At 33.5% G+C, this 21,586-nt stretch carries 16 protein-coding genes, 3 tRNA genes and 3 rRNA genes; 20 read left to right on the top strand and 2 right to left on the bottom strand.

Annotation, left to right across the window (positions count from 1 at the left end):
• The first annotated feature begins 99 nt into the window (after nt 1–99).
• From FVE74_RS08325 to FVE74_RS08270, 12 genes are all read left to right on the top strand, one after another.
• Nucleotides 100–1,719, top strand: coding sequence for a YihY/virulence factor BrkB family protein (locus tag FVE74_RS08325; RefSeq protein ID WP_147004107.1), 1,620 nt, complete (start codon nt 100–102; stop codon nt 1,717–1,719).
• A 35-nt stretch (nt 1,720–1,754) separates the two neighbouring features.
• Nucleotides 1,755–3,191, top strand: a complete 1,437-nt coding sequence (locus FVE74_RS08320) for a DNA recombination protein RmuC (protein ID WP_147004106.1) — start codon at nt 1,755–1,757, stop codon at nt 3,189–3,191.
• A 211-nt stretch (nt 3,192–3,402) separates the two neighbouring features.
• Entirely contained in the window at nt 3,403–4,476 is a 1,074-nt protein-coding gene (gene nadR, locus FVE74_RS08315) for a multifunctional transcriptional regulator/nicotinamide-nucleotide adenylyltransferase/ribosylnicotinamide kinase NadR (RefSeq protein WP_147004105.1), read from the top strand.
• A gap of 289 nt (nt 4,477–4,765) precedes the next feature.
• Nucleotides 4,766–6,275, top strand: a 16S ribosomal RNA gene (locus tag FVE74_RS08310).
• Nucleotides 6,276–6,312: 37 nt separating this feature from the next.
• Nucleotides 6,313–6,389 (top strand) — tRNA-Ile (locus tag FVE74_RS08305).
• Nucleotides 6,390–6,400: 11 nt separating this feature from the next.
• Nucleotides 6,401–6,476: transfer RNA gene (locus tag FVE74_RS08300), tRNA-Ala, on the top strand.
• A gap of 79 nt (nt 6,477–6,555) precedes the next feature.
• A 23S ribosomal RNA gene (locus tag FVE74_RS08295) occupies nt 6,556–9,457 on the top strand.
• 59 nt (nt 9,458–9,516) lie between these two features.
• Nucleotides 9,517–9,629 (top strand): 5S ribosomal RNA (gene rrf, locus FVE74_RS08290).
• Together the 16S, 23S and 5S rRNA genes with 3 tRNA genes alongside form the textbook arrangement of a ribosomal RNA operon.
• A 16-nt stretch (nt 9,630–9,645) precedes the next feature.
• Nucleotides 9,646–9,722 (top strand) — tRNA-Asn (locus FVE74_RS08285).
• Between the two features lie 398 nt (nt 9,723–10,120).
• A complete protein-coding gene (locus FVE74_RS08280) occupies nt 10,121–11,347 on the top strand; it encodes an ABC transporter substrate-binding protein (protein ID WP_147004104.1) in 1,227 nt (408 codons plus the stop codon).
• Between the two features lie 282 nt (nt 11,348–11,629).
• Nucleotides 11,630–12,322, top strand: coding sequence for a GTP-binding protein (locus FVE74_RS08275; RefSeq protein ID WP_147004103.1), 693 nt, complete (start codon nt 11,630–11,632; stop codon nt 12,320–12,322).
• A gap of 27 nt (nt 12,323–12,349) precedes the next feature.
• Nucleotides 12,350–13,366: an ATP-binding cassette domain-containing protein gene (locus FVE74_RS08270; RefSeq protein ID WP_147004102.1), complete on the top strand. Its 1,017-nt coding sequence runs from the start codon at nt 12,350–12,352 to the stop codon at nt 13,364–13,366.
• Between the two features lie 95 nt (nt 13,367–13,461).
• On the opposite strand, the gene FVE74_RS08265 is transcribed toward FVE74_RS08270, so the two are convergent.
• Both FVE74_RS08265 and FVE74_RS08260 read right to left on the bottom strand, forming a co-directional pair.
• Nucleotides 13,462–14,055, bottom strand: coding sequence for a YoaK family protein (locus FVE74_RS08265; RefSeq protein WP_232053925.1), 594 nt, complete (start codon nt 14,053–14,055; stop codon nt 13,462–13,464).
• 143 nt (nt 14,056–14,198) lie between these two features.
• On the bottom strand, nt 14,199–14,888 hold the full coding sequence (locus FVE74_RS08260) for a response regulator transcription factor (protein WP_147004100.1): 690 nt from the start codon (nt 14,886–14,888) through the stop codon (nt 14,199–14,201).
• Between the two features lie 309 nt (nt 14,889–15,197).
• On the opposite strand from FVE74_RS08260, the gene FVE74_RS11975 reads away from it, so the two are divergent.
• The 8 genes from FVE74_RS11975 to FVE74_RS08225 all read left to right on the top strand — a co-directional run bounded on the left by FVE74_RS11975 (nt 15,198) and on the right by FVE74_RS08225 (nt 21,450).
• A complete protein-coding gene (locus FVE74_RS11975; RefSeq protein ID WP_232053923.1) occupies nt 15,198–15,350 on the top strand; it encodes a hypothetical protein in 153 nt (50 codons plus the stop codon).
• A gap of 17 nt (nt 15,351–15,367) precedes the next feature.
• Nucleotides 15,368–16,708: a hypothetical protein gene (locus FVE74_RS08255; protein ID WP_232053922.1), complete on the top strand. Its 1,341-nt coding sequence runs from the start codon at nt 15,368–15,370 to the stop codon at nt 16,706–16,708.
• 156 nt (nt 16,709–16,864) lie between these two features.
• Nucleotides 16,865–17,401: a HEAT repeat domain-containing protein gene (locus tag FVE74_RS08250; protein WP_147004099.1), complete on the top strand. Its 537-nt coding sequence runs from the start codon at nt 16,865–16,867 to the stop codon at nt 17,399–17,401.
• Between the two features lie 103 nt (nt 17,402–17,504).
• On the top strand, nt 17,505–18,740 hold the full coding sequence (hisS, locus tag FVE74_RS08245; RefSeq protein WP_147004098.1) for a histidine--tRNA ligase: 1,236 nt from the start codon (nt 17,505–17,507) through the stop codon (nt 18,738–18,740).
• Nucleotides 18,741–18,757: 17 nt separating this feature from the next.
• Nucleotides 18,758–18,994 carry a hypothetical protein gene (locus FVE74_RS08240; RefSeq protein WP_232053921.1) on the top strand — a complete coding sequence of 79 codons (237 nt, stop codon included), beginning with the start codon at nt 18,758–18,760 and terminating at the stop codon, nt 18,992–18,994.
• A 69-nt stretch (nt 18,995–19,063) separates the two neighbouring features.
• On the top strand, nt 19,064–19,261 hold the full coding sequence (locus FVE74_RS08235; RefSeq protein WP_147004097.1) for a DUF3791 domain-containing protein: 198 nt from the start codon (nt 19,064–19,066) through the stop codon (nt 19,259–19,261).
• Between the two features lie 124 nt (nt 19,262–19,385).
• On the top strand, nt 19,386–21,167 hold the full coding sequence (gene aspS / locus FVE74_RS08230) for an aspartate--tRNA ligase (protein ID WP_147004096.1): 1,782 nt from the start codon (nt 19,386–19,388) through the stop codon (nt 21,165–21,167).
• 67 nt (nt 21,168–21,234) lie between these two features.
• Nucleotides 21,235–21,450 (top strand): zinc-ribbon domain-containing protein, encoded by a 216-nt coding sequence (locus tag FVE74_RS08225; protein ID WP_147004095.1) that lies wholly within the window; start codon nt 21,235–21,237, stop codon nt 21,448–21,450.
• Nucleotides 21,451–21,586 lie beyond the last annotated feature (136 nt).

Below are 21,586 nucleotides of genomic sequence, written 5' to 3'. Positions count from 1 at the left end.
TAGAAAAAATAAGAAAAAGTATGGAAAAATTGCTATATTTAGGAGAAATTTGCTAATTTTTACGAATGGTTATTTAAAAAAATAATAGTGGATAAATTTATGAAAGAAAAAAAAGACTTGAAAGGAAAGAAGGAAAAAAAAGAAGCTAGATTGAAAAAAAGAATTGATGAAATCAGAAGGATAATTTATTTAATTTATAGAAATTACCGGGATGGAGAAACTCAAATACTTGCTATATCCCTGACTTATTATTCGCTTCTTGCAATTTTTCCTGTGGTTGCCCTTGTATTGGGAATCACAAAAGGATTCGGGCTAGACAAGATATTTATACAGAAATTTTTTGAACTGTGGCCTGGAAATAATAGCTTTTTAAAAGTAATTGTGGATATAGCCCAAAGACTGCTTTTATCAACTGAAAGCAGTATATTAACTGGAGTTGGAATTGTAATTTTAATTTATTCTGCGGTAAAAGTGCTCATAATGCTTGAAAATTCATTTAATAAAATATGGAAAATAAATAAAAAAAGATCACTTGCAAGAAGAATAGTTGACTATGTTGCAATTATATTTTTAGGGCCGATATTTTTTGTTTTATTATCTGCATTAAATTCAGTTGTAGTTGAAGAAATGGTAAAAAAATTTCCAAATAATGTCATTTTAACAAATTTATTTATTGGATTTTTTGGGCCTGCGACTTATATTATTTTATTTAGTTATTTATTTTATGTTATTCCAAATACAAATGTGAAAGTTAAGCCAGCTGTTTTTGCTGGAGTTGTTACAACTGGACTTACTTTTGGATGGAAATTGATATTTTTGCTGTTGCAATCTTCAATTACAAAATATAACATAATTTATGGAAGTCTTGCATTAATCCCAATTTTTCTAATCTGGGTTCAATATGTATGGGTAACAATTTTGCTTGGAGCCCAAATAGCCTTTTCAATACAGACTTCAGATGAATTTTTGTATAATGAAAAAATTGAAATGCCGATAAAGATAAAAAGGGAAGCAGGAATACTGATTTTATCGCTGATTATTAAGAATTTTGTAGAAAAAAAAGAAGCCTTCACATATCAGAAATTGACTGACAGGCTTGGAATGGAAGTGTTCTTTGTAAAGGAAGTGCTTTCAGACCTTGAAAAAATGGGATTTATAAATGAAGTATTCTATGACAAGAATTCAGATAGCCAATATCAGGTTGCTTATAGTCCAGAAGCTATAACAATTAGGGAATTTATGAAAAAATTTGATACTAAAAATATTGAATATTATGAAAATATTTTTGACAATTTAAATGAAGAAGATCGAAAATTACTTGAAAAAATACGGGAAAAACTGGCAATGAAAAAGATTGAAAATCCAGAAAGTGAAAATGGAAGTAAAAATGAGGGTGAAGATGAATTTCAAAAGCAGAAATCACCACTTCCAAAAGCAGAATATGCTGAAAATTTAGAACGTCCTGTAAAGCCAAGAAAATCAGAAGAATTAAAAATAGATTTTCAAATTTCAAAAGAGCCGAAGCAAAAGGATGAAAATATTCAAGTGAAAAAATCGCAGGAAACAGTAAAAAAAGAAATAATAAATTTTGAAGATAAAGAGCAAGAAACTGAAGAAAAAATAGAAAATCAAACTGAAGAAGAAATGGGTGAATCAGAAGATTCTGAAAACAATAGAAAAAAAGTTAGATATGAAGATGGAACTTGGAAATTTTTCTAATAGCAGTGTGAGTAATAAAAGAAGGAGAATAGCAAATGATGCTGATAGCAGTAGCAGTTATTATAAATATTCTTATAATAGCTATGATAATTGTTTTTTTAAATAAAAAAAATAATGAGAATTTAGAAAGATTAATGTTAAATCAGATTAATGAAAATAATCGACAAAATTTTGAAGAAAATAAGCGAAAATTTGATGAAATTGAAAAATCAATAAATTTAGGTACAAAAAATAGTTTGCTTGAAGGGACAGGAAATATTGGTACACTTTTGGCAGAAAATAATGAAAAAATGCTTTTGAGATTTAATGAGCTTGGGCAGAATATAAATGGGACGATAAATACGAATAATCAGCTTTTGTCTAAGAATTATACGGAAAATAGCCAACTTTTGACTGATAGTATGAATAATGCTATTCAAAAGCTGTCAACGGGATTGAGTGAAAATAATACAGTGCTGACAGGAGTTATGACTGAGAATAATAACAGGCTGACAAAAAATATAAATGAATTTAAGGATGTGCTTAATCAAAATATAAATGAGAATTTTGAGAAATTAAATCAGAAGGTGGAAAATAGACTTGATTTGATGAATACAAAAGTGGAACAACGTTTGTCGAAGGGTTTTGAGGAAACAACAAAAACTTTTGGGAATGTTTTGGAACGGCTTAGTAAAATTGATGAGGCACAGAAAAAAATTGAAGCATTGTCAAGTAATGTCGTTTCGCTTCAAGATGTTCTTACTGATAAGAAAAGCCGTGGGATATTTGGCGAAGTTCAACTTTATCAAATTCTGGCATCAGTTTTTGGAGAAAAAAACGACAAACTTTACCAGAAGCAATATAAACTTTCAAACGGCACAATAGTTGACTCAATTATTTTTACACCTGAACCATTGGGAAATATCGCAGTCGATTCAAAATTTCCGCTGGAAAATTATAGAAAAATGTATAATAATGAATTGAACCAAATTGAGCGGGAAAGTGCGAGAAAAGATTTTGTAAATGACCTGAAGAAACATATAGATGCAATTTCTTCAAAATATATAATAAAAAATGAAACAAGTGAACAGGCAGTGCTATTTTTACCTGCCGAAGCAATTTTTACTGAAATAAATGCCTATCATACTGACATAATAGAATATGCCAACAAGAAAAATGTAAGAATAGCTTCACCTACAACATTAATATCGGTATTAACCGTAATTCAAGTTATAATGACAAATATGGAACGTGATAAATATGCTAGCGTTATTCAGCAGGAACTTGAAAAATTAAATATTGAATTTGGAAGATACCAAACTCGTTGGAACAGTCTTCAAAAGGATATTGAAAAAGTTTCCAAAGATGTAAAAGACATTACAACAACTTCCAATAAAATAAGCAAACGTTTTACAGAAATTTCAAATGTAAAATTTGATAAAAAATCAGATAATTTATTTGAAACTGTTCAAAGTCAAATTACTGAAAATTAAATTAAGTAAAATATTTATTTTATCAAATAATAAAAAAATATAACTTGAAAAAATTGCAGACAAACTAAGAATAAAAACAATAGAGATAAATAATAACAAGATTTATAACCAGGAAGCAGAAAAAAATAATAAATCTAAAAATGCTGTGTTTATTGGAATTTTATAATCTTAAAAATGGTTAAATAAAAAACAGAAAAAGGAGAAAATTTAGATGTTAAAAAATGGAATAATATTTGGAAAATTTTATCCACTTCATATTGGACACGTTGATTTTATACAGCAGGCAAGCGGTTTTGTGGAAAATTTATACGTTGTTGTCTGTAGTGATGTTGACAGAGATAAGAAACTTTTTGAAGAATCAAGGATGAAAAAAATGCCGACTGTAAAAGATCGGCTTAGATTTGTTGAAAAAACCTTTAAACATCAGAAAAATATAAAAATCATACATTTGGCAGAAGATGGAATCCCATTTTATCCAAATGGCTGGAAATTATGGAGTGAAAGAGTACAGGAAACACTTTTGAAAAATAATATAAAAGTAGATGTGATTTTTACAAATGAAACTCAAGATGTAGAAAATTACAAAAACAATTTTTTAACATTACCAAATTTTGAAAGCACATTCAATAAAAATTTAAAAATCCAAATGATAGATACAAATAGAAATAATTTTCATATAAGTGCAACAGAAATAAGAAAAAATCCTTATAAAAACTGGTTTTTTATTCCAAAATACGTAAGAGAATTTTTTGTCTTGAAAGTGGCAATAATAGGTTCACAACATTCAGGAAAAACTAATTTAACCCATAAATTAGCAAATTATTACAATACAACTTATGTAAAAGAGTATAAAAAAGAATATGTAAAAGAAGAATTACAAAATAATGTAGATAATCTTCAATATGATGATTACAGCAATATAGCCTATGAACATAACAGAAGAATAATGGATTCTATAAAAAATGCAGAAAAATTAAGTTTCATTGATACAGATTTTTATTCTTTGCAATCCTTTTCAATTCTTGAAACGGGAGAAAAACATCCAGTAGTGGAGGATTTTGTAAGACATACAAATTTTGATGTATTATTATATATAAAAAAAGATACAACTGATAAAGCTATTTTAGATCAAGATTCTGAATATGATAAAATATTACAAAATTTATTAAAAGAAAATAATCAAAAATATATTGAATTATTACATAAGTCAAACAAGAGTCTTACAGAAAATTATATAAAAAGTATTCAAATAATAGATAATTATTTAGAAAATCAAAAAAATTAAGAAATATGCTCAAACTCTTTTAATATCGAATAAAAATAGAATAGCTGAATGGAAATAAATATGGAAAATTGAAAAATTTTAAAAAAATCAAAAAAAATTTCAAAAAAGTAGTTGACAAATATTTTCTTTTATGATAATATATATCTTGTCGATACGAAAATGTATCAACGGACAATAGAGATATTAATAACATAAAGAAGCAATTAAGTGTATAATCAATAAAGTCAAGTATCTTGAAAAAGATAACGTCAAGACTAATTAGGTGAAATTTAAATATATGTAAATATATTGAATGAAGAGTTTGATCCTGGCTCAGGATGAACGCTGACAGAATGCTTAACACATGCAAGTCTTTGGCGAAGTTGTGCTTGCACAGCCTAGCCAAGGCGGACGGGTGAGTAACGCGTAAGGAACTTGCCCTGCAGTCAGGGATAACAGACGGAAACGACTGATAAGACCTGGTAAAGTCAGGCGGACTCATGTCCAGCCTGATGAAAGGAGATGCTGCAGGAGAGCCTTGCGTCCTATTAGCTTGTTGGTGGGGTAACGGCCCACCAAGGCGATGATAGGTAGCCGGCCTGAGAGGGTGGACGGCCACAAGGGGACTGAGATACGGCCCTTACTCCTACGGGAGGCAGCAGTGGGGAATATTGGACAATGGGGGCAACCCTGATCCAGCAATTCTGTGTGCACGATGAAGGTTTTCGGATTGTAAAGTGCTTTCAGCAGGGAAGAAAAAAATGACGGTACCTGCAGAAGAAGCGACGGCTAAATACGTGCCAGCAGCCGCGGTAATACGTATGTCGCAAGCGTTATCCGGAATTATTGGGCATAAAGGGCATCTAGGCGGCCAGATAAGTCTGGGGTGAAAACTTGCGGCTCAACCGCAAGCCTGCCCTGGAAACTATGTGGCTAGAGTACTGGAGAGGTGGACGGAACTGCACGAGTAGAGGTGAAATTCGTAGATATGTGCAGGAATGCCGATGATGAAGATAGTTCACTGGACGGTAACTGACGCTGAAGTGCGAAAGCTAGGGGAGCAAACAGGATTAGATACCCTGGTAGTCCTAGCTGTAAACGATGATTACTGGGTGTGGGCATGAAGAGTGTCCGTGCCGAAGCTAATGCGATAAGTAATCCGCCTGGGGAGTACGGCCGCAAGGCTGAAACTCAAAGGAATTGACGGGGACCCGCACAAGCGGTGGAGCATGTGGTTTAATTCGACGCAACGCGAGGAACCTTACCAGATCTTGACATCCTGCGAAGGCCTGCGAGAGCAGGCTGTGCCTCCGGGAACGCAGAGACAGGTGGTGCATGGCTGTCGACAGCTCGTGTCGTGAGATGTTGGGTTAAGTCCCGCAACGAGCGCAACCCCTATTGCTAGTTGCCATCATTAGGTTGGGAACTCTAGCAAGACTGCCTGCGAAGAGCAGGAGGAAGGCGGGGATGACGTCAAGTCATCATGCCCCTTATGATCTGGGCTACACACGTGCTACAATGGCCGGTACAGAGAGCCGCAAGGCGGCAACGCCAAGCCAATCTTTAAAGCCGGTCCAAGTTCGGATTGAAGTCTGCAACTCGACTTCATGAAGCTGGAATCGCTAGTAATCGCAGATCAGCAATGCTGCGGTGAATACGTTCTCGTCTTGTACACACCGCCCGTCACACCACGAGAGTTGTCTGCACCTGAAGCTGCCGGTCCAACCGCAAGGAGGAAAGCATCTAAGGTGTGGATAGTGATTGGGGTGAAGTCGTAACAAGGTATCCGTACCGGAAGGTGCGGATGGATCACCTCCTTTCTAAGGAGTATAAGCACTGCTTCTTTATATATCTTATGGGCGTGTAGCTCAGGTGGTTAGAGCACTGTGCTGATAACGCAGGGGTCGCTGGTTCGAGTCCAGCCATGCCCACCATAAGAAGTCTTGGGGATATAGCTCAGTTGGGAGAGCGCTGCCCTTGCAAGGCAGAGGTCAGCGGTTCGAACCCGCTTATCTCCACCAATATTATTATTTAGGACAATGGGAAATGAATAGTAGGTAAAAGATTATAACTGAACTGGAGTAAAAAGTTATTCTGGATATAAAAGCTAATAAGGGCACACGGAGGATGCCTAGGCAGCAACAGCCGACGAAGGACGTGATAAGCTGCGATAAGCCGGGAGAAGATGCACATAATCATTGATTCCCGGATTTCCGAATGGGTAAACCTGCATGCCTGGAGGGCATGCGTGAAAACGGCAAGCCTGCGAACTGAAACATCTAAGTAGCAGGAGGAAAAGAAAGTAAAAACGATTCCCTAAGTAGCGGCGAGCGAACTGGGAAAAGCCTAAACCGTGCCAGTGTCAAGCGGACAGCGTTGCTGGCACGGGGTTGCGGGACTTCCATTAACGGATTGTCATAATGTTTAATCTGTATATGTGTAAGTGGAATCAGCTGGGAAGCTGGACCGAAGAAGGTGAAAGTCCTGTAGAACATAAAGCATATGTGGAGACTGGAAGCACCCGAGTAGCGTCAGGCACGAGGAATCTGGCGTGAATCAGCGTGGACCAAATCACGTAAGGCTAAATACTGTTGTTGACCGATAGTGAAGAGTACCGTGAGGGAAAGGTGAAAAGAACCCTGAGCAAGGGAGTGAAACAGAATTTGAAACCGTGTGCTTACAAACGGTAGGAGCACATTATGTGTGACTGCGTGGATTTTGGTTAATCATCCTGCGAGTTATGGCTGGTGGCAAGGTTAATAGACGGAGCCGAAGGGAAACCAAGTCTTAACAGGGCGACAAGTCGCCAGCCATAGACGCGAAACCTAGTGATCTAGGCCTGTCCAGGCTGAAGCTGAGGTAAGACTCAGTGGAGGGCCGAACTCACCGCCGTTGAAAAGTTGGGAGATGAGATAGGTCTAGGGGTGAAAAGCCAATCGAACTAGGAGATAGCTCGTTCTCTCCGAAATGCATTTAGGTGCAGCCTTGAACTGAGATATGTGGGGGTAGAGCTCTGTATGATCTAGGGGGCGTACTGCTTACCGAAATCAAGCAAACTTCGAATACCATATATTATGTTCAGGAGTGAGTCCGTGGATGACAAGGTCCTCGGACGAGAGGGGAACAGCCCAGACCGCCAGCTAAGGTCCCTAATTATGTCTAAGTGGGAAAGGAGGTGGACATTCATAGACAACCAGGAGGTTGGCTTAGAAGCAGCCATGCCTTGAAAGAGTGCGTAATAGCTCACTGGTCGAGAGTGCCTGCGCCGAAGATGTAACGGGGCTAAGACATAAACCGAAGCTGCGGAAGATACACCGTATCTTGGTAGGAGAGCGTTCTGTAGGCCGTCGAAGGGATGCCGCAAGGCCGTCCTGGAGGTATCAGAAGCGAGAATGCAGGAATGAGTAGCGAGAAGGCGGGCGAGAATCCCGCCGGCCGGAAGTCCAAGGTTTCCAGGGGAAGGCTTGTCCGCCCTGGGGAAGTCGGGACCTAAGCATAAGCAAAATTGTGATGGCGAATGGAAAACAGGTTAATATTCCTGTACCGCTGTTATCGCTTGAGAGACGGAGTGACGCAGGAAGGTATGCGAGAAGGCTGACGGTTTAGCCTTTCTAAGGGCCCAGCGTGGGCGTGCAGGCAAATCCGCACGCCTAAACGTGAGACCTGACGGGGAAGTGCATTTGCATAAGTCGCAGATCCTACACTGCCAAGAAAAACTTCTATCGATGAGAAGCAGCGCCCGTACTGTAAACCGACACAGGTGGACAGAGTGAGAAACTTAAGGCCGACAGGATAACTCTAGCTAAGGAACTCTGCAAAATAGCCCCGTAACTTCGGGAGAAGGGTGCCTGACATACCTGAAGGAGAGAAGCGCTCCCAGGGGAAACAGGCCGCAGTGAAGAGTCTCAAGCAACTGTTTACCAAAAACACAGGTCTATGCTAAGCTGAAAGGCGACGTATATGGGCTGACACCTGCCCAGTGCCGGAAGGTTAAGAGGAGGAGTGAGAGCTCCGATTTGAAGCCCCGGTGAACGGCGGCCGTAACTATAACGGTCCTAAGGTAGCGAAATTCCTTGTCGGGTAAGTTCCGACCTGCACGAATGGTGAAATGATTTGAGAGCTGTCTTGGCTGGAGACCTGGTGAAGTTGTAATGCCGGTGAAGATACCGGCTACCTGCAGTAGGACGGAAAGACCCCGTGGAGCTTTACTGTAGCTTGGCATTGGGTTCTGGCAATGTGTGTATAGGATAGTTGGGAGACTGTGATGTGATGGCGTCAGCCATTGCTGAGTCGCTGTTGGAATACCAACCATATGCTGTCGGAATTCTAATCTGGCAACGGAGACAGTGCTAGGTGGGCAGTTTGACTGGGGCGGTCGCCTCCCAAAGAGTAACGGAGGCGTTCAAAGGTTCCCTCAGGCTGGATGGAAATCAGCCTAAGAGTGCAAACGCATAAGGGAGCTTGACTGCAAGACTGACGGGTCGAGCAGGTACGAAAGTAGGAGTTAGTGATCCGGCGGTTCCGCATGGAAGGACCGTCGCTCAACGGATAAAAGCTACCCCGGGGATAACAGGCTGATACTTCCCAAGAGTCCATATCGACGGAAGTGTTTGGCACCTCGATGTCGGCTCGTCTCATCCTGGGGCTGGAGAAGGTCCCAAGGGTTGGGCTGTTCGCCCATTAAAGAGGCACGCGAGCTGGGTTCAGAACGTCGTGAGACAGTTCGGTCCCTATCCACTGCAGGCGCCTGAATATTGAAAAGATCTGACCTTAGTACGAGAGGACCGGGTTGGACAGACCTCTGATGTATCAGTTGTCACGCCAGTGGCATGGCTGAGTAGTCACGTCTGGCACGGATAACCGCTGAAAGCATCTAAGCGGGAAGCCGGCTTTGAGATGAATATTCGTAGTATCCATAGAGAACATATGGTCGATAGGCTAGGGGTGCAAGTGCAGCAATGCATTTAGCTGACTAGTACTAATATTACGTCTGCTTTTAAGATAATCTTTTGCTGCTGCTATTTATTTCTCATTGTCTTAATGGACAGTATATATATCTAGTTTGGTAATGATAACGACAGGGATACACCCGGAAACATTTCGAACCCGGCAGTTAAGTCTGTTAGTGCCTAAAATACTTGGATTCGTCCTGGAAAGATAGGTAGTTGCCAAACTTTTTTAAATATGTGTGTCTCCGTAGCTCAGCCGGTTAGAGCATCTGACTGTTAATCAGAGGGTCGTTGGTTCGAGTCCAACCGGGGACGCCATTTTTTTATTTGCAGAATTGAATTTATTTTTGTCATGTCATATTCTCCTTAGCGGAGTTTTTTTTATTTATAGTAAACTACTTTAAAACTGAACTTAAAAATTATAATTATTTTGCTCAAACCTTAAATTTATATAATTTTAAATAGGTTTCACTATATTATGATAATTTTTTGATTATTTACTAGATACTATTTAAAAAAAGGTCGAGATTTTGATTTATAATAGATCTGTTATTTTAATAGGAAATAGTATAAATAGAATTTAAGTATTAGATAAATATTTGTAAATTTGTGTAATATATATTACACTTTTTTTTGTTATTTTATGTTATAATTCACTCATAATAAAATTGTTTTAAAATCAAAATAAAAAATAGAGAAATTTAGGAGAATGTAGTATGTTTAATTTAGATGATACGCTTTATGAGATTATAAAAAAATATCCTGAGGCTTTAGATTTTTTTATTGCTAATGGGTTTGAGCAGCTTAAAAATAAGCAGATGCTTGAGGTTATGGGGAAAAATATTAAGTTGCGAATGGCACTTATGTCTAAAAAGATTAATCAGGAATTGTTTGTTGAGAAATTAAAAATGTTTTTGAAAAAGGATGCGGATATTGATGTTTCTTTGGATGAAAGTAAGGCTGATGAAAATAGTGATTTAATCATTGAGGGAGTTTTGCCTTGTCCTATTAGAATACCGCTTTTGGAGGGAATTAAGGATTGGGTAAATGAGCAAAATGTGAAAAATGATTATTCTATTTCGTATAATTTAAAATCGGCGAATTTGGGACTTGACTGGGTTGTGGAAAAAGTTAAGACAGGAAATCCTGATAAGGTTTCAGATGTGCTGCTTTCGGCTGGATTTGAGCTGTTTTTTGATAAAAATTTGATGGGTCAGTATATGGAAAATGGGATTTTTGAGACGTATATTGAAGATATGAATAGTGATTTTTGTAATGAAAATATTGATTTGAGAGATCCTAAAAAGTGTTATGCAATAATGGGAGTTGTTCCAGCAATATTTTTGGTGAATAAAACTTCTTTGGGTAATAGAAAAATGCCTGAAACTTGGTCAGATTTATTAAGTGAAGAATTTGAAGATTCTGTTGCATTGCCGATGGCTGATTTGGATTTGTTTAATGCATTGCTTGCTAATCTTTATAAGGATTTTGGAATGGATGGGATTCATAATCTGGCTCGTTCTTATAAAAAAAGTTTGCATCCAGCTCAAATGGTAAAGGCTAGAACTAGAACACCTGAAGCACCTGCAGTTAGTATAATTCCATATTTCTTTTCACAAATGGTTAATGGAACAGGAGATTTAGAAGTTGTTTGGCCTAAAGATGGGGCTTTGTTAAGTCCAATATTTATGATTACTAAAAAATCGAAGGCTGATAAAATTAAGCCGTTTATGGAGTTATTTATATCAAATGAAATTGGAACGATTTTTTCTGCAAATGGTAAATTTCCGTCAACAAATCCAAATGTGGATAATCATTTGGAAAAATATCAAAATTTCAAATGGATTGGATGGGATTTTATCTATAGTCACGATATTGGAAAAATTATTCGTGAATGTGAAGAGGAATTTAATAATGATGTGAAAAAAAGTCTTGAACAATAAAGTAAAACATTGATAAAAATTATAAAAATTTTGAAAAAATTTATGTTTATTGAAATTTTTGGATATTTAAAAATAATTAAATTGATTAAAGACTAAAGAAATTCAGGATTTGTGGCAGTAAAGATAAAAAGAGAAAGTAAAGAAAATAAATTTTTAGAAATAACTAAGAAATAAAAAAAGAAATAGACAATTATGAATGTAAAGATTAGAATTAGAGATTGAAGAAATGTTGTATTGATTTAGATTTTTAATTTTTAAAAATAGAAAAAAGGAGAAGAAATTATGAATTTAATAATATTTTCAGGTCCGCCATCTTCAGGGAAAACGAGTGTTATTTTAAAAACTGTGGAAGCCTTGAAATCGCAGGGAATGTCGGTTGGAGTGGTAAAATTTGACTGCCTTTATACAGATGATGATAAATTGTATGCGAAGGCAGGGATTCCTGTAAAAAAGGGAATTTCTGGGGCTTTATGTCCAGATCACTTTTTTGTGTCTAATATTGAAGAAGTTGTGCAATGGGGGAAAAGTCTTGGGCTTTCAATATTAATTACAGAATCGGCAGGGCTTTGTAATAGATGTTCTCCGTATATTAAGGATATAAAGGGAGTCTGTGTGATTGATAATTTATCAGGAATTAATACCCCAAAGAAAATTGGACCGTTATTAAAGGCTGCGGATATTGTTATTATTACAAAGGGAGATATTGTTTCGCAAGCTGAAAGAGAAGTTTTTGCTTCACGTGTGAACTCTGTAAATCCAAAGGCTGTGACTATGCATGTTAACGGGCTTACTGGACAGGGAGCTTATGAATTGAGTACGCTTCTTTATGAGAAAAAACTGGAAATAGACAGTGTTCAAGGAATGGAACTTAGATTTCCGATGCCATCGGCACTTTGTTCATATTGTCTGGGAGAAAAGAGAATTGGGGAAAAATATCAGATGGGTAATGTTAGAAAAATGAATTTACAGCAATAAAAAAATAATTAATAAAAAGGAAAAAATATGAAAAAAAAAGATTTGATAAATAAATTAAGTATTAGTGAACTTGTTCAGAAATATCCGTTTGCAGAGAATTTTTTTACTGAAAATAACTTGCCTGTGGAAACTTTTTACAATAGTACTTTTCACGAATTTATTGCAACTTTTGCAGAAGATAAAATTGAGGATTTTGCATTAGATGTGGAAAAAATTGAGGAAAGTTTAGTTGACTATATTGAGCAAATGAAATTATTTTTGGGAATGGAAGATGAAAATTCGATTGATGTGCTTACAATTGTCGCTGGGCAAGATAAATCGGGAAATAAAGAGGGGTTTGAAAGGCTTGATATTCATAAATCAGAAATTATTTCAATTGTAGGACCTACAGGTTCTGGAAAATCAAGGCTTCTTGCTGACATCGAATGGACTGCCCAGAAGGATACGCCGACAAAGCGTCAGATTCTTATAAATGGTGAATTTCCAGATAAAAAATGGCGTTATTCTTCAAATAATAAATTAGTCGCACAATTATCCCAAAATATGAATTTTGTTATGGATTTGTCAGTAAAGGAATTTCTGGAACTGCATGCACAAAGCCGAATGATTGAAAACATTGATGAAACTGTGGAAGAGATCATTAGTGCGGCAAATAAGCTGGCTGGAGAGCAATTTGACTTAACTACTGCAATTACAGCTTTAAGTGGTGGACAGTCTCGTGCCTTGATGATTGCTGATACTGCAATTTTAAGTTCATCTCCAATTGTTTTGATTGATGAAATTGAAAATGCTGGAATTGATAGGAAAAAAGCCTTGGAATTGCTTGTTTCTTCAGATAAGATTGTGTTAATGGCAACACATGATCCAACGTTGGCATTAATAGCAGATAAACGGATTATAATAAAAAATGGGGGAATTAGTAAAATTATTACAACAAGTGCTGAAGAAAAGAAAATTTTGAAAAAACTGGATGAAATGGATGATGTCATTCAGAAAATGAGAAGTGATTTAAGAAAAGGGGAAATTTTGAGAAATGAATTTTAGTCGAGAGATTTGTTTCACATCTAAACAGTAGGATAGTTATAAATTTTTTTACAAGGGGTCAAAACCCCTTGTTTGTAAAATATAATTTTTATTTTTTAAATAGTTTCCTTAAACATTATTATAAATACAAAAATTAGCAAAATACAGCAAATTAATAGAGAAATTATCCCATAAATATTTACTAAAATTACACAAAGTAATGATCCAATAAGGAAAAATCCATCTAAGCCTAAATATATCCAGAAACTTTGTAAATGTGATTTGTCTTTAGTTTTGATGTATTTAACTAAGTTGTCCATTCCGCTTCGCAGGTTTCCTGTGCACATTGTAGTGGCTCCTGCAAGACCTCTGATTTTTCTGAAGCCTTGATACTGAATGGCGGCGATGAAGGACATGATTATGTTTACGATAATGTTCCAGTTTCCGCTTGGTATGAAAGAAATAAAAAACATTACTATAACCTGATAGATTATTACGATTTGCTGCCATCTGAAAATCTTATGCTTTTCAAATTTCGTTTTTATAAGTTCAGTAAATAATATGCCAAGTGCAAAAAATAAAATTGGCATAAAGTAATCAAAGGATTTTACCCATTCTCTTTTTCCTAAATTTATTGCAAGGTAGACAATGTTTCCAGTTTGTGCATTGGCAAGTACTTTTCCACGTGTAATGAATGTGTATGCATCCATAAATCCTCCAACCATACACAGCATCATTCCTAATCGAAATGTTTCTGGAGGATATTCTTCTCCATTAAATAAGATTTTTTTTATTTTTTTACTCATTAAAAAAATCTGCTCCTTTCTTTTCTTTTTTTTCTTCAAATTAATTATTATTTTTCTAAAATATCAAATTTATACCCAACACCCCAAATTGTCTTAATATTCCATTTTTTATGCTCATAGTTGTCTAATTTTGCACGAAGCCTTTTTATATGCGTATCAACAGTACGGCTTTCTCCAAAATAATCAAATCCCCAAATTAAGTCTAACAAATTCTCCCTTGTAAAAACTTTATTCTGATTTGTTGCAAGAGTCCATAAAATTTCAATTTCTTTTTTTGTCAATGGAATTATCTCGTCATTTACCTTTACCGTAAAATTGTTTAAATCAATTTCAAGATTATCAAAAGTAAATATTTTTTCACTTTCATCATTTTTAGGCATTATTCTACGCAAAATTGCATTTATTCTGGCAATTATTTCTCCTGGCGAGAATGGTTTTACAATATAGTCATCTGCCCCAATTTCAAGCCCCATTATTTTTTCATAATCTTCTCCACGTGCTGTAATCATTATAATTGGAACATTTGAAAATTTTCTCGTTTCACGGCACACATCAAATCCATCTTTTTTCGGCATCATTACATCCAGCAAAACTATATCAAACTTATTTTTCTCGATTTCCTTTAATGCTTCTTCTCCATCAAAAACAGTACTTACAGTAAAATTATTTTTTTTGCAGTATTCTGAAAGTATTGACACAATTTGCTTATTATCATCTGCAATCAGTACTTTATACATATTTCCCTCACTTCTTTTCAAAACTAATATAATAAAATTTTATCATAAATTCCTTAAAATATAAACATTAATTTTTATGTTATAGTAAAACTGAACTCAAAAACTATGACTATTTTACTTAAATACTAAGTTTGTATAATCTTTAATAGTTTAATTTTGAATAGGTCTGAGTGTATGTTTAAATATTTAATTTCTTTAAAAATTAAGTTGAAAAAAATAATTGAATAAAATATTTTAGTATTTAGACTAGACTTAAACTAGTCTTTTTTATATAATATAACAAATAAAAAAGGAGAAAAGGAGGGAAAAATGAAAGAAATTATAAAAGTTTTACAAATTTTGTATAAAATTATTGTTTCTTATATTATTTCTACAAAAGTAAAACTTATGCGAAATGAAAATAAATATTTGAAAAATGATGTTCGTTTAAAGAAGTTTAAGTTTAAGATATTAAAAAATTAGAAGAACAAATAAAAAATTTGAAAAAAGAATGTGAAAAAGATAAAAATAAAAAAAATATACAAAAACTTTATTACAAGCGAAAAAAATATTTGAAAATAAAAAATAATCAAATTAAAATAATGGATTTTTCCCAATTCTTTTTGGAAATCACAGTTTATGCAATGTTGATATTGACTTCTTTAAATATCGCCTGGCAAATTAAAGTTTTGAATTATCACATTTATTTATTGATTTTTGTGAGCTGGATAACATTTGTCATAGTTTGGATGAGTTTGGTTTTTATAAGGTGGGCAAGTCTATTTTTAGTGCAGATGACGAAAAAGTTTTATATTGGTGCTTTTTATTTGCATATTAAATGGGATAAAATTATAATTGGGATAATTTTGCTGTTTTTGGCAAATCTTACTTTTCAGAATTATACAAAAAAACTTTTGGAGAAAAATCAGAGTTTTTTAATTTTGGAAAGCGATGATGTGGATGATACAAATTTATTAAAAAATTCAACTATTGAAATTTTGAATGAAAATTATCACTTTAAATGGTCGGTTGATAAAAATGGGAAAATTATTGATTCGAGAAATAAAATAGAAGGAAATTATAGAGTTGAAAATTTGTTAGTCAAGGAAAATAGCAGTCTTATGCTTTATTATGAAAAAAATAGAAGTAATTTTGAAGAAGAAAATGGAAATTTGAATTCACAAAAGGGTGAATATGTTGATTTAAAAAATAATGTTGTGAAAATTTTTTCCAAAAATAAAATTTATAGCGGAAATATTATTTCAGGAAAAGTTATAAAACTTTCAAATGGAATTTATTTACCGTTAAACAGCAGTTATCGGTATTTTCAAAAAGATAAAGGGAAAGAAATTTTCATTGTGGATAAAAAATTGAAAATAAAAAAACAAATTAATTATGTGATGTTTTTAATTTCTGTAATTTTTATGTTGCTTTTGACTTTAAAAAATAGATATTTTGAGTTGGAATTTATTACAAAAGAAAAAATTATGTATAAAATTTTGCAAAGAGAGAAAAAATATTCTTTTGAAATAAGAAAACTTGTACTTTCAATATTAAAAATAATCCGCATGGCAACTGCAATTTATATCCCTGTGCAAGTTTATTTGCTAAGAAATATCGTTTTTAGCCTTTTTTTGGAAAAAAGTTTGTACAAAATCAACAAAAACATAAATTTATTATTTTCATTATTATTTTCACAAACTTTTCTTTTGACAATTTTAATATTTTACGGATTGAGAAAACTTTATAAAATTTTGAGGGTTATTGCAAAAATAATTTATGAGGAAGGAAGCAATGATTTAAGAGATTTGATTGAAGATGAGAAAAATAAAATAAATTAGTGAGTAAGTTATAAAAAGATCACGACAATTTTTACATTGTATCAAAATTTAAAATGATGGAGTATTTTTAATTTGACTAATATTAATAAAGAAAAGGACTGGAAATATTTAATCAAAATATTAAAGAAATTAATTTTAGAAAGGAAATAATAAAAAATGGAAAAAAATAATCTTGAAAAATTGGAAAATTTGATGTGGAAAAAATATAAAAAACAAATAAGTTTTCAACAATTACAAAAGGAATTTTTAAAAAATGATGATGAAAGAATAGAGTATATAAAAACAGAGTTGGAAAAAGCATATAATGAAAAAAATGGAGACAGCGTATATATTTTAATTTCAGCAATTTACATGTTCGAATTATACAGTGAAAAATTTGTTGATATTTTATGCAAATTAACAAAAGAAGAATGGCATGGAAAACACGAAGACATAGTGTTTTATCTCCAGCAACTAGAATTACCTTCTACGATAGATTGCATTTATGAATTAGCAACTTCAAATTTTGAAAAATACCGTTGGGATGATAATTTCGCATTAGTGAGAAAATGTTGCTTTGCTTTAGGAGACATAAACACTCCTAAGGCGAAAGAAAAACTGGAACTATTGTTGCAAAGTGATGAAGAAATGATAAGAGAACATGCAATGGAGCAGTTGAAGAGATGTGATTTTACAAATAAGGATGTTGAATGAAAAGATTAATTATGAAATCCCACATCTTAAAATCTTTAGTCAATTGTGGTATAATAATTTATAAAATAAAATTGACAATATTAATTTAAGAAAGGAAAAAATTATGATAGCTGCCTTAAAAGGAATGAAAGATAGATATTCTGATGATGTGAAAAAATACGATGCGATTGTAGAGGCTTCAAAAAAAGTTTTTGGAAAATATGGATTTGAGCGAATAATTACGCCGATTTTGGAGGAAACGGAGCTTTTTAGAAGAGGTGTTGGAGATGAGACTGATGTTGTTTCAAAAGAAATGTATGATTTTAAGGATAAGGGAGAAAGAGATGTTACAATGCGTCCAGAAGGGACTGCGGGAGTTGTAAGAGCGTATCTTGAAGCTGGATTTCATAAGTCTTCTCCAATAGTGAAATGGTTTTACAACGGTCCAATGTACAGATACGAAGCACCGCAAAAAGGTAGAATGAGAGAATTTCATCAAACTGGAGTGGAAATGTTTGGTGTGAGAAGTGCTTATTTAGATGCGGAAATTATTAAAATGGGTTGTGATTTTCTTGAAGAGCTTGGAATAACTGGCTTAGTTGTGGAGATTAATAGCTTAGGAAATGTTGAGTCGAGAAAAAAATATATTGAGGATTTGAAAAAATTTATGTTTGAAAGACTTGATAAATTGAGTGAAGATTCGCAAAAAAGATATGAGAAAAATCCTTTGAGAGCTTTGGATTCTAAGGACAAAGGCGACCAAGAAGAGTTTAAAAATGCACCAAAACTTTACGATTATTTGGATGAAGAAAGTAAAAAATATTTTGAAGATACTAAAAAATATTTGGAATTGTTGGGCGTGAATTATGTCGTGAATGATAAATTGGTTAGAGGACTTGATTATTATTCGGACACAGTTTTTGAAATTAAATCGAATAAATTGGGATCGCAAGCAACAGTTCTAGCGGGTGGACGATATGACAGATTGCTTGAAATATTAGGAAATGCGAAAGTTCCTGGAATTGGATTTGCCGCTGGAATGGAAAGAATTGCGATGTTAATGGATGATTCTATAATTTCTGAAAATGAAGAAAAAATTTATGTAATTTATTTCGATGACACAAAAGAGTATTTTGTGAAAACTGTAAATGAACTTAGAAAAAATGGTATTAAAGTAAACTTTGACTATAACGCAAAAAGTTTTGGAGCACAAATGAAAAAGGCAAACCGTGAAAATGCTGAATATGTGTTGATTTTAGGAGAAGAAGAGCGAGATGAAAACGTGATTACAGTTAAGAAGTTTAGTACTGGGGAGCAGAAAAAATATAACTTCGAGGAAGTTTTGGAGATTTTGAAATAAGTTGTGCAAGTTAAACTGTGGGAAAGGGAAAAATTGAAGTTTGTGGAGTTGATGCGAGTATGAATATGAAAGAAATATTTTCGGATGTTTTGGCAAATTATGATAGTGAAGTTATAAAACTTATTTCAGAAAAATATGGATTTAGTGAAATGGAATCAATGAGAAAATTTTTGTATTCAGAAACTTATGAAATGCTTTCAGATTTTGAATTGGAAATGTGGGAATTTAGTCCATTAGTAATTTTAGACATGTAGGAAAATGAGAAAATTACTGGAGATCCTAGAAATTCTGTATATATCAGAGGTGAGAGCGGTGTCTAAAAAATGAAGTTTTTTGTGTATTTGCTCGAAAAATATGCAGAATGGAAAAATGAGAATGCAAAAAATATTTTAGAAAAATGGGATAAACTTCTGGTAACTGAAAAAATATTTGATATGTATGAAATGTATCATATAGAAGCGATAGAAAATGCATTTGAAGATATTGAGTTGATTTGTGCTGAAAAAGAGGCACTAGATTGAAAATTCAAAAAGATTTGACTATTTTTATTGATTAAAATTAAGAATAATAAAAAAACTTAGGTTATCAAATGTATCTTTAAAAAAAATAAAATATAAAATCATTAAATAAAAGAAAGGATAAAAAATGTATAGAGATTATAAATTAAATGAATTAAGAATGGAAAATATTGGCGAAGAAGTGACTTTGTCAGGATGGATTTCTAAAGTTAGAGATTTGGGTCACTTTGTGTTTATTGATTTGAGGGATAGATATGGGGTTACTCAAATTTTGTTGAATGAGGAAGTTTCTGGGAGTGAACTTTTTGAGGAAGCTAAAAAATATAAGAATGAATGGGTTTTGAAGGTTACAGGAGTTGTGGCTGAAAGAAGTAGTAAAAATAAAAATATTCCAACTGGGGATATTGAAATTGAAGCGAAAAAAATTGAAGTTTTAAGCCGTGCGAAACAGTTACCGTTTGAAATTAGTGAAACTGGGAATCTTAGCGAAAATATGAGATTGACTTATAGATATTTGGATATTAGAAGACCGAAAATGTTGAATAATATTATTAAAAGAAACGATATGCTGTTTTCGATTAGAAAATTTATGAATGAAAATGGATTTTTAGATGTTGATACTCCGATTTTGGCAAAAGCGACACCTGAAGGTGCGAGAGATTTTATCGTGCCAAGTAGAACTAACAAAGGTGATTTTTATGCATTGCCACAATCACCACAATTGTTTAAGCAGATACTTATGGTTTCTGGAATTGACAAATATTATCAGTTAGCAAAATGTTTTAGAGATGAAGATTTGAGAGCGGACAGACAGCCTGAATTTACTCAATTAGATGTGGAAATGTCGTTTGTTGAGCAAGAAGATGTGATTTCAATGGCTGAAGAATTAACAAAGACAGTATTTAAAGATGTTACAGGAATTGAAATTACTGAAAAATTTCCAAGAATGAGCTACGATGATGCGATGAATTTTTATGGTTCAGATAAGCCAGATTTGAGATTTGATATGAAATTGATTGATTTATCTGAAGAAACTGCTGATTGTGGATTTGGCGTTTTTGAAAATGCGTTGAAAGATGGCGGAAATGTAAAAGCGATTGTTGCACCAAATGCAGAAAAATTCTCGAGAAAATACATTAAAGATTTGGAAGATTATGTGAAAACTTACTTTAAAGCAAAAGGTTTAGCATATATTAAAATGAATGAAAATGGAGAGATAAATTCTCCAATTGCGAAATTCTTCTCAGAAGAAAAATTGGCACAAATTATTGAAAAATTGGGAATCAAAAATAATGAAGTTGCGTTAATTTTAGCTGATAAATATAAAGTTGTACATGATGGATTGGGAGCGTTGAGATTGAAACTGGGAGAAGAGTTGGAATTAATTGACAAAAATGCGTTTAAATTCTTATGGGTAGTTGATTTTCCTATGTTTGAATGGAGTGAAGAAGAAAATAGATATAAAGCGCAACACCATCCGTTTACTTCAATTAAGGAAGAAGATAGAAAATATCTTGATACGAATGAACTTGCAAAAATTAAGACAGATTCATATGATATTGTCTTAAATGGTTATGAAATCGGTGGAGGAAGTATCAGAATTCACGATGAAGATTTACAAGCGAAAGTTTTTGAAAAATTAGGATTTAGTCAAGAAGAATTGGAAGACAAATTTGGATTCTTCTTGGAAGTGTTGAAATATGGGGTTCCACCACATGGAGGACTTGCTTACGGAATTGATAGATGGCTTATGGCAATGTTGAAGGAAGATTCAATAAAAGAAGTAATTCCGTTCCCTAAAACTAATAAAGGACAAGACTTGATGACTGGAGCACCTGCAGGAATTGAAGAACAAGTGCTTGAAGATGATTTGAGATTGAAATTATTGGAAGTTGAAAAAGAAGATTAATAAAGTCTCCCACTTTATAGGAGTGGGAGCAATTTTACTCAAAAATTAAGAGGTGACTTTATTTAAAATGATTTTAGTATTTGGAACAAAAAGAAAATTTAAAAATTTAGGAGCATTGGAAAACTGTCATTGCACAAGATGTAACAACACATCTGACTGGAATTTTATGGAATATCGTGACTGGTTTACTTTGTTTTGGATACCAGTTTTTCCAATAAGTGGTAGAAAAGAATATTTGGAATGTCCAATTTGTCGTCAGATTTATGATGTGCCAAAGGATTAGTTATTTGAATTAATGAGTATTAGAAGATATTTTTTTGGGTTTTATACTATTTCCCGTTAAAATAATAGATTTATTATAACTTCTATTATGCAAGGGGTCAAGACCCCTTGTCAGGAAATAAATAAAATATAATTTC

Origin of the sequence: Leptotrichia wadei (genome assembly GCF_007990445.1) — a bacterium.
Lineage (GTDB): Bacteria > Fusobacteriota > Fusobacteriia > Fusobacteriales > Leptotrichiaceae > Leptotrichia > Leptotrichia wadei_A.
Note: the sequence above shows the minus strand (reverse complement) of the source record. Positions and strands in the feature narration are given on the sequence as shown.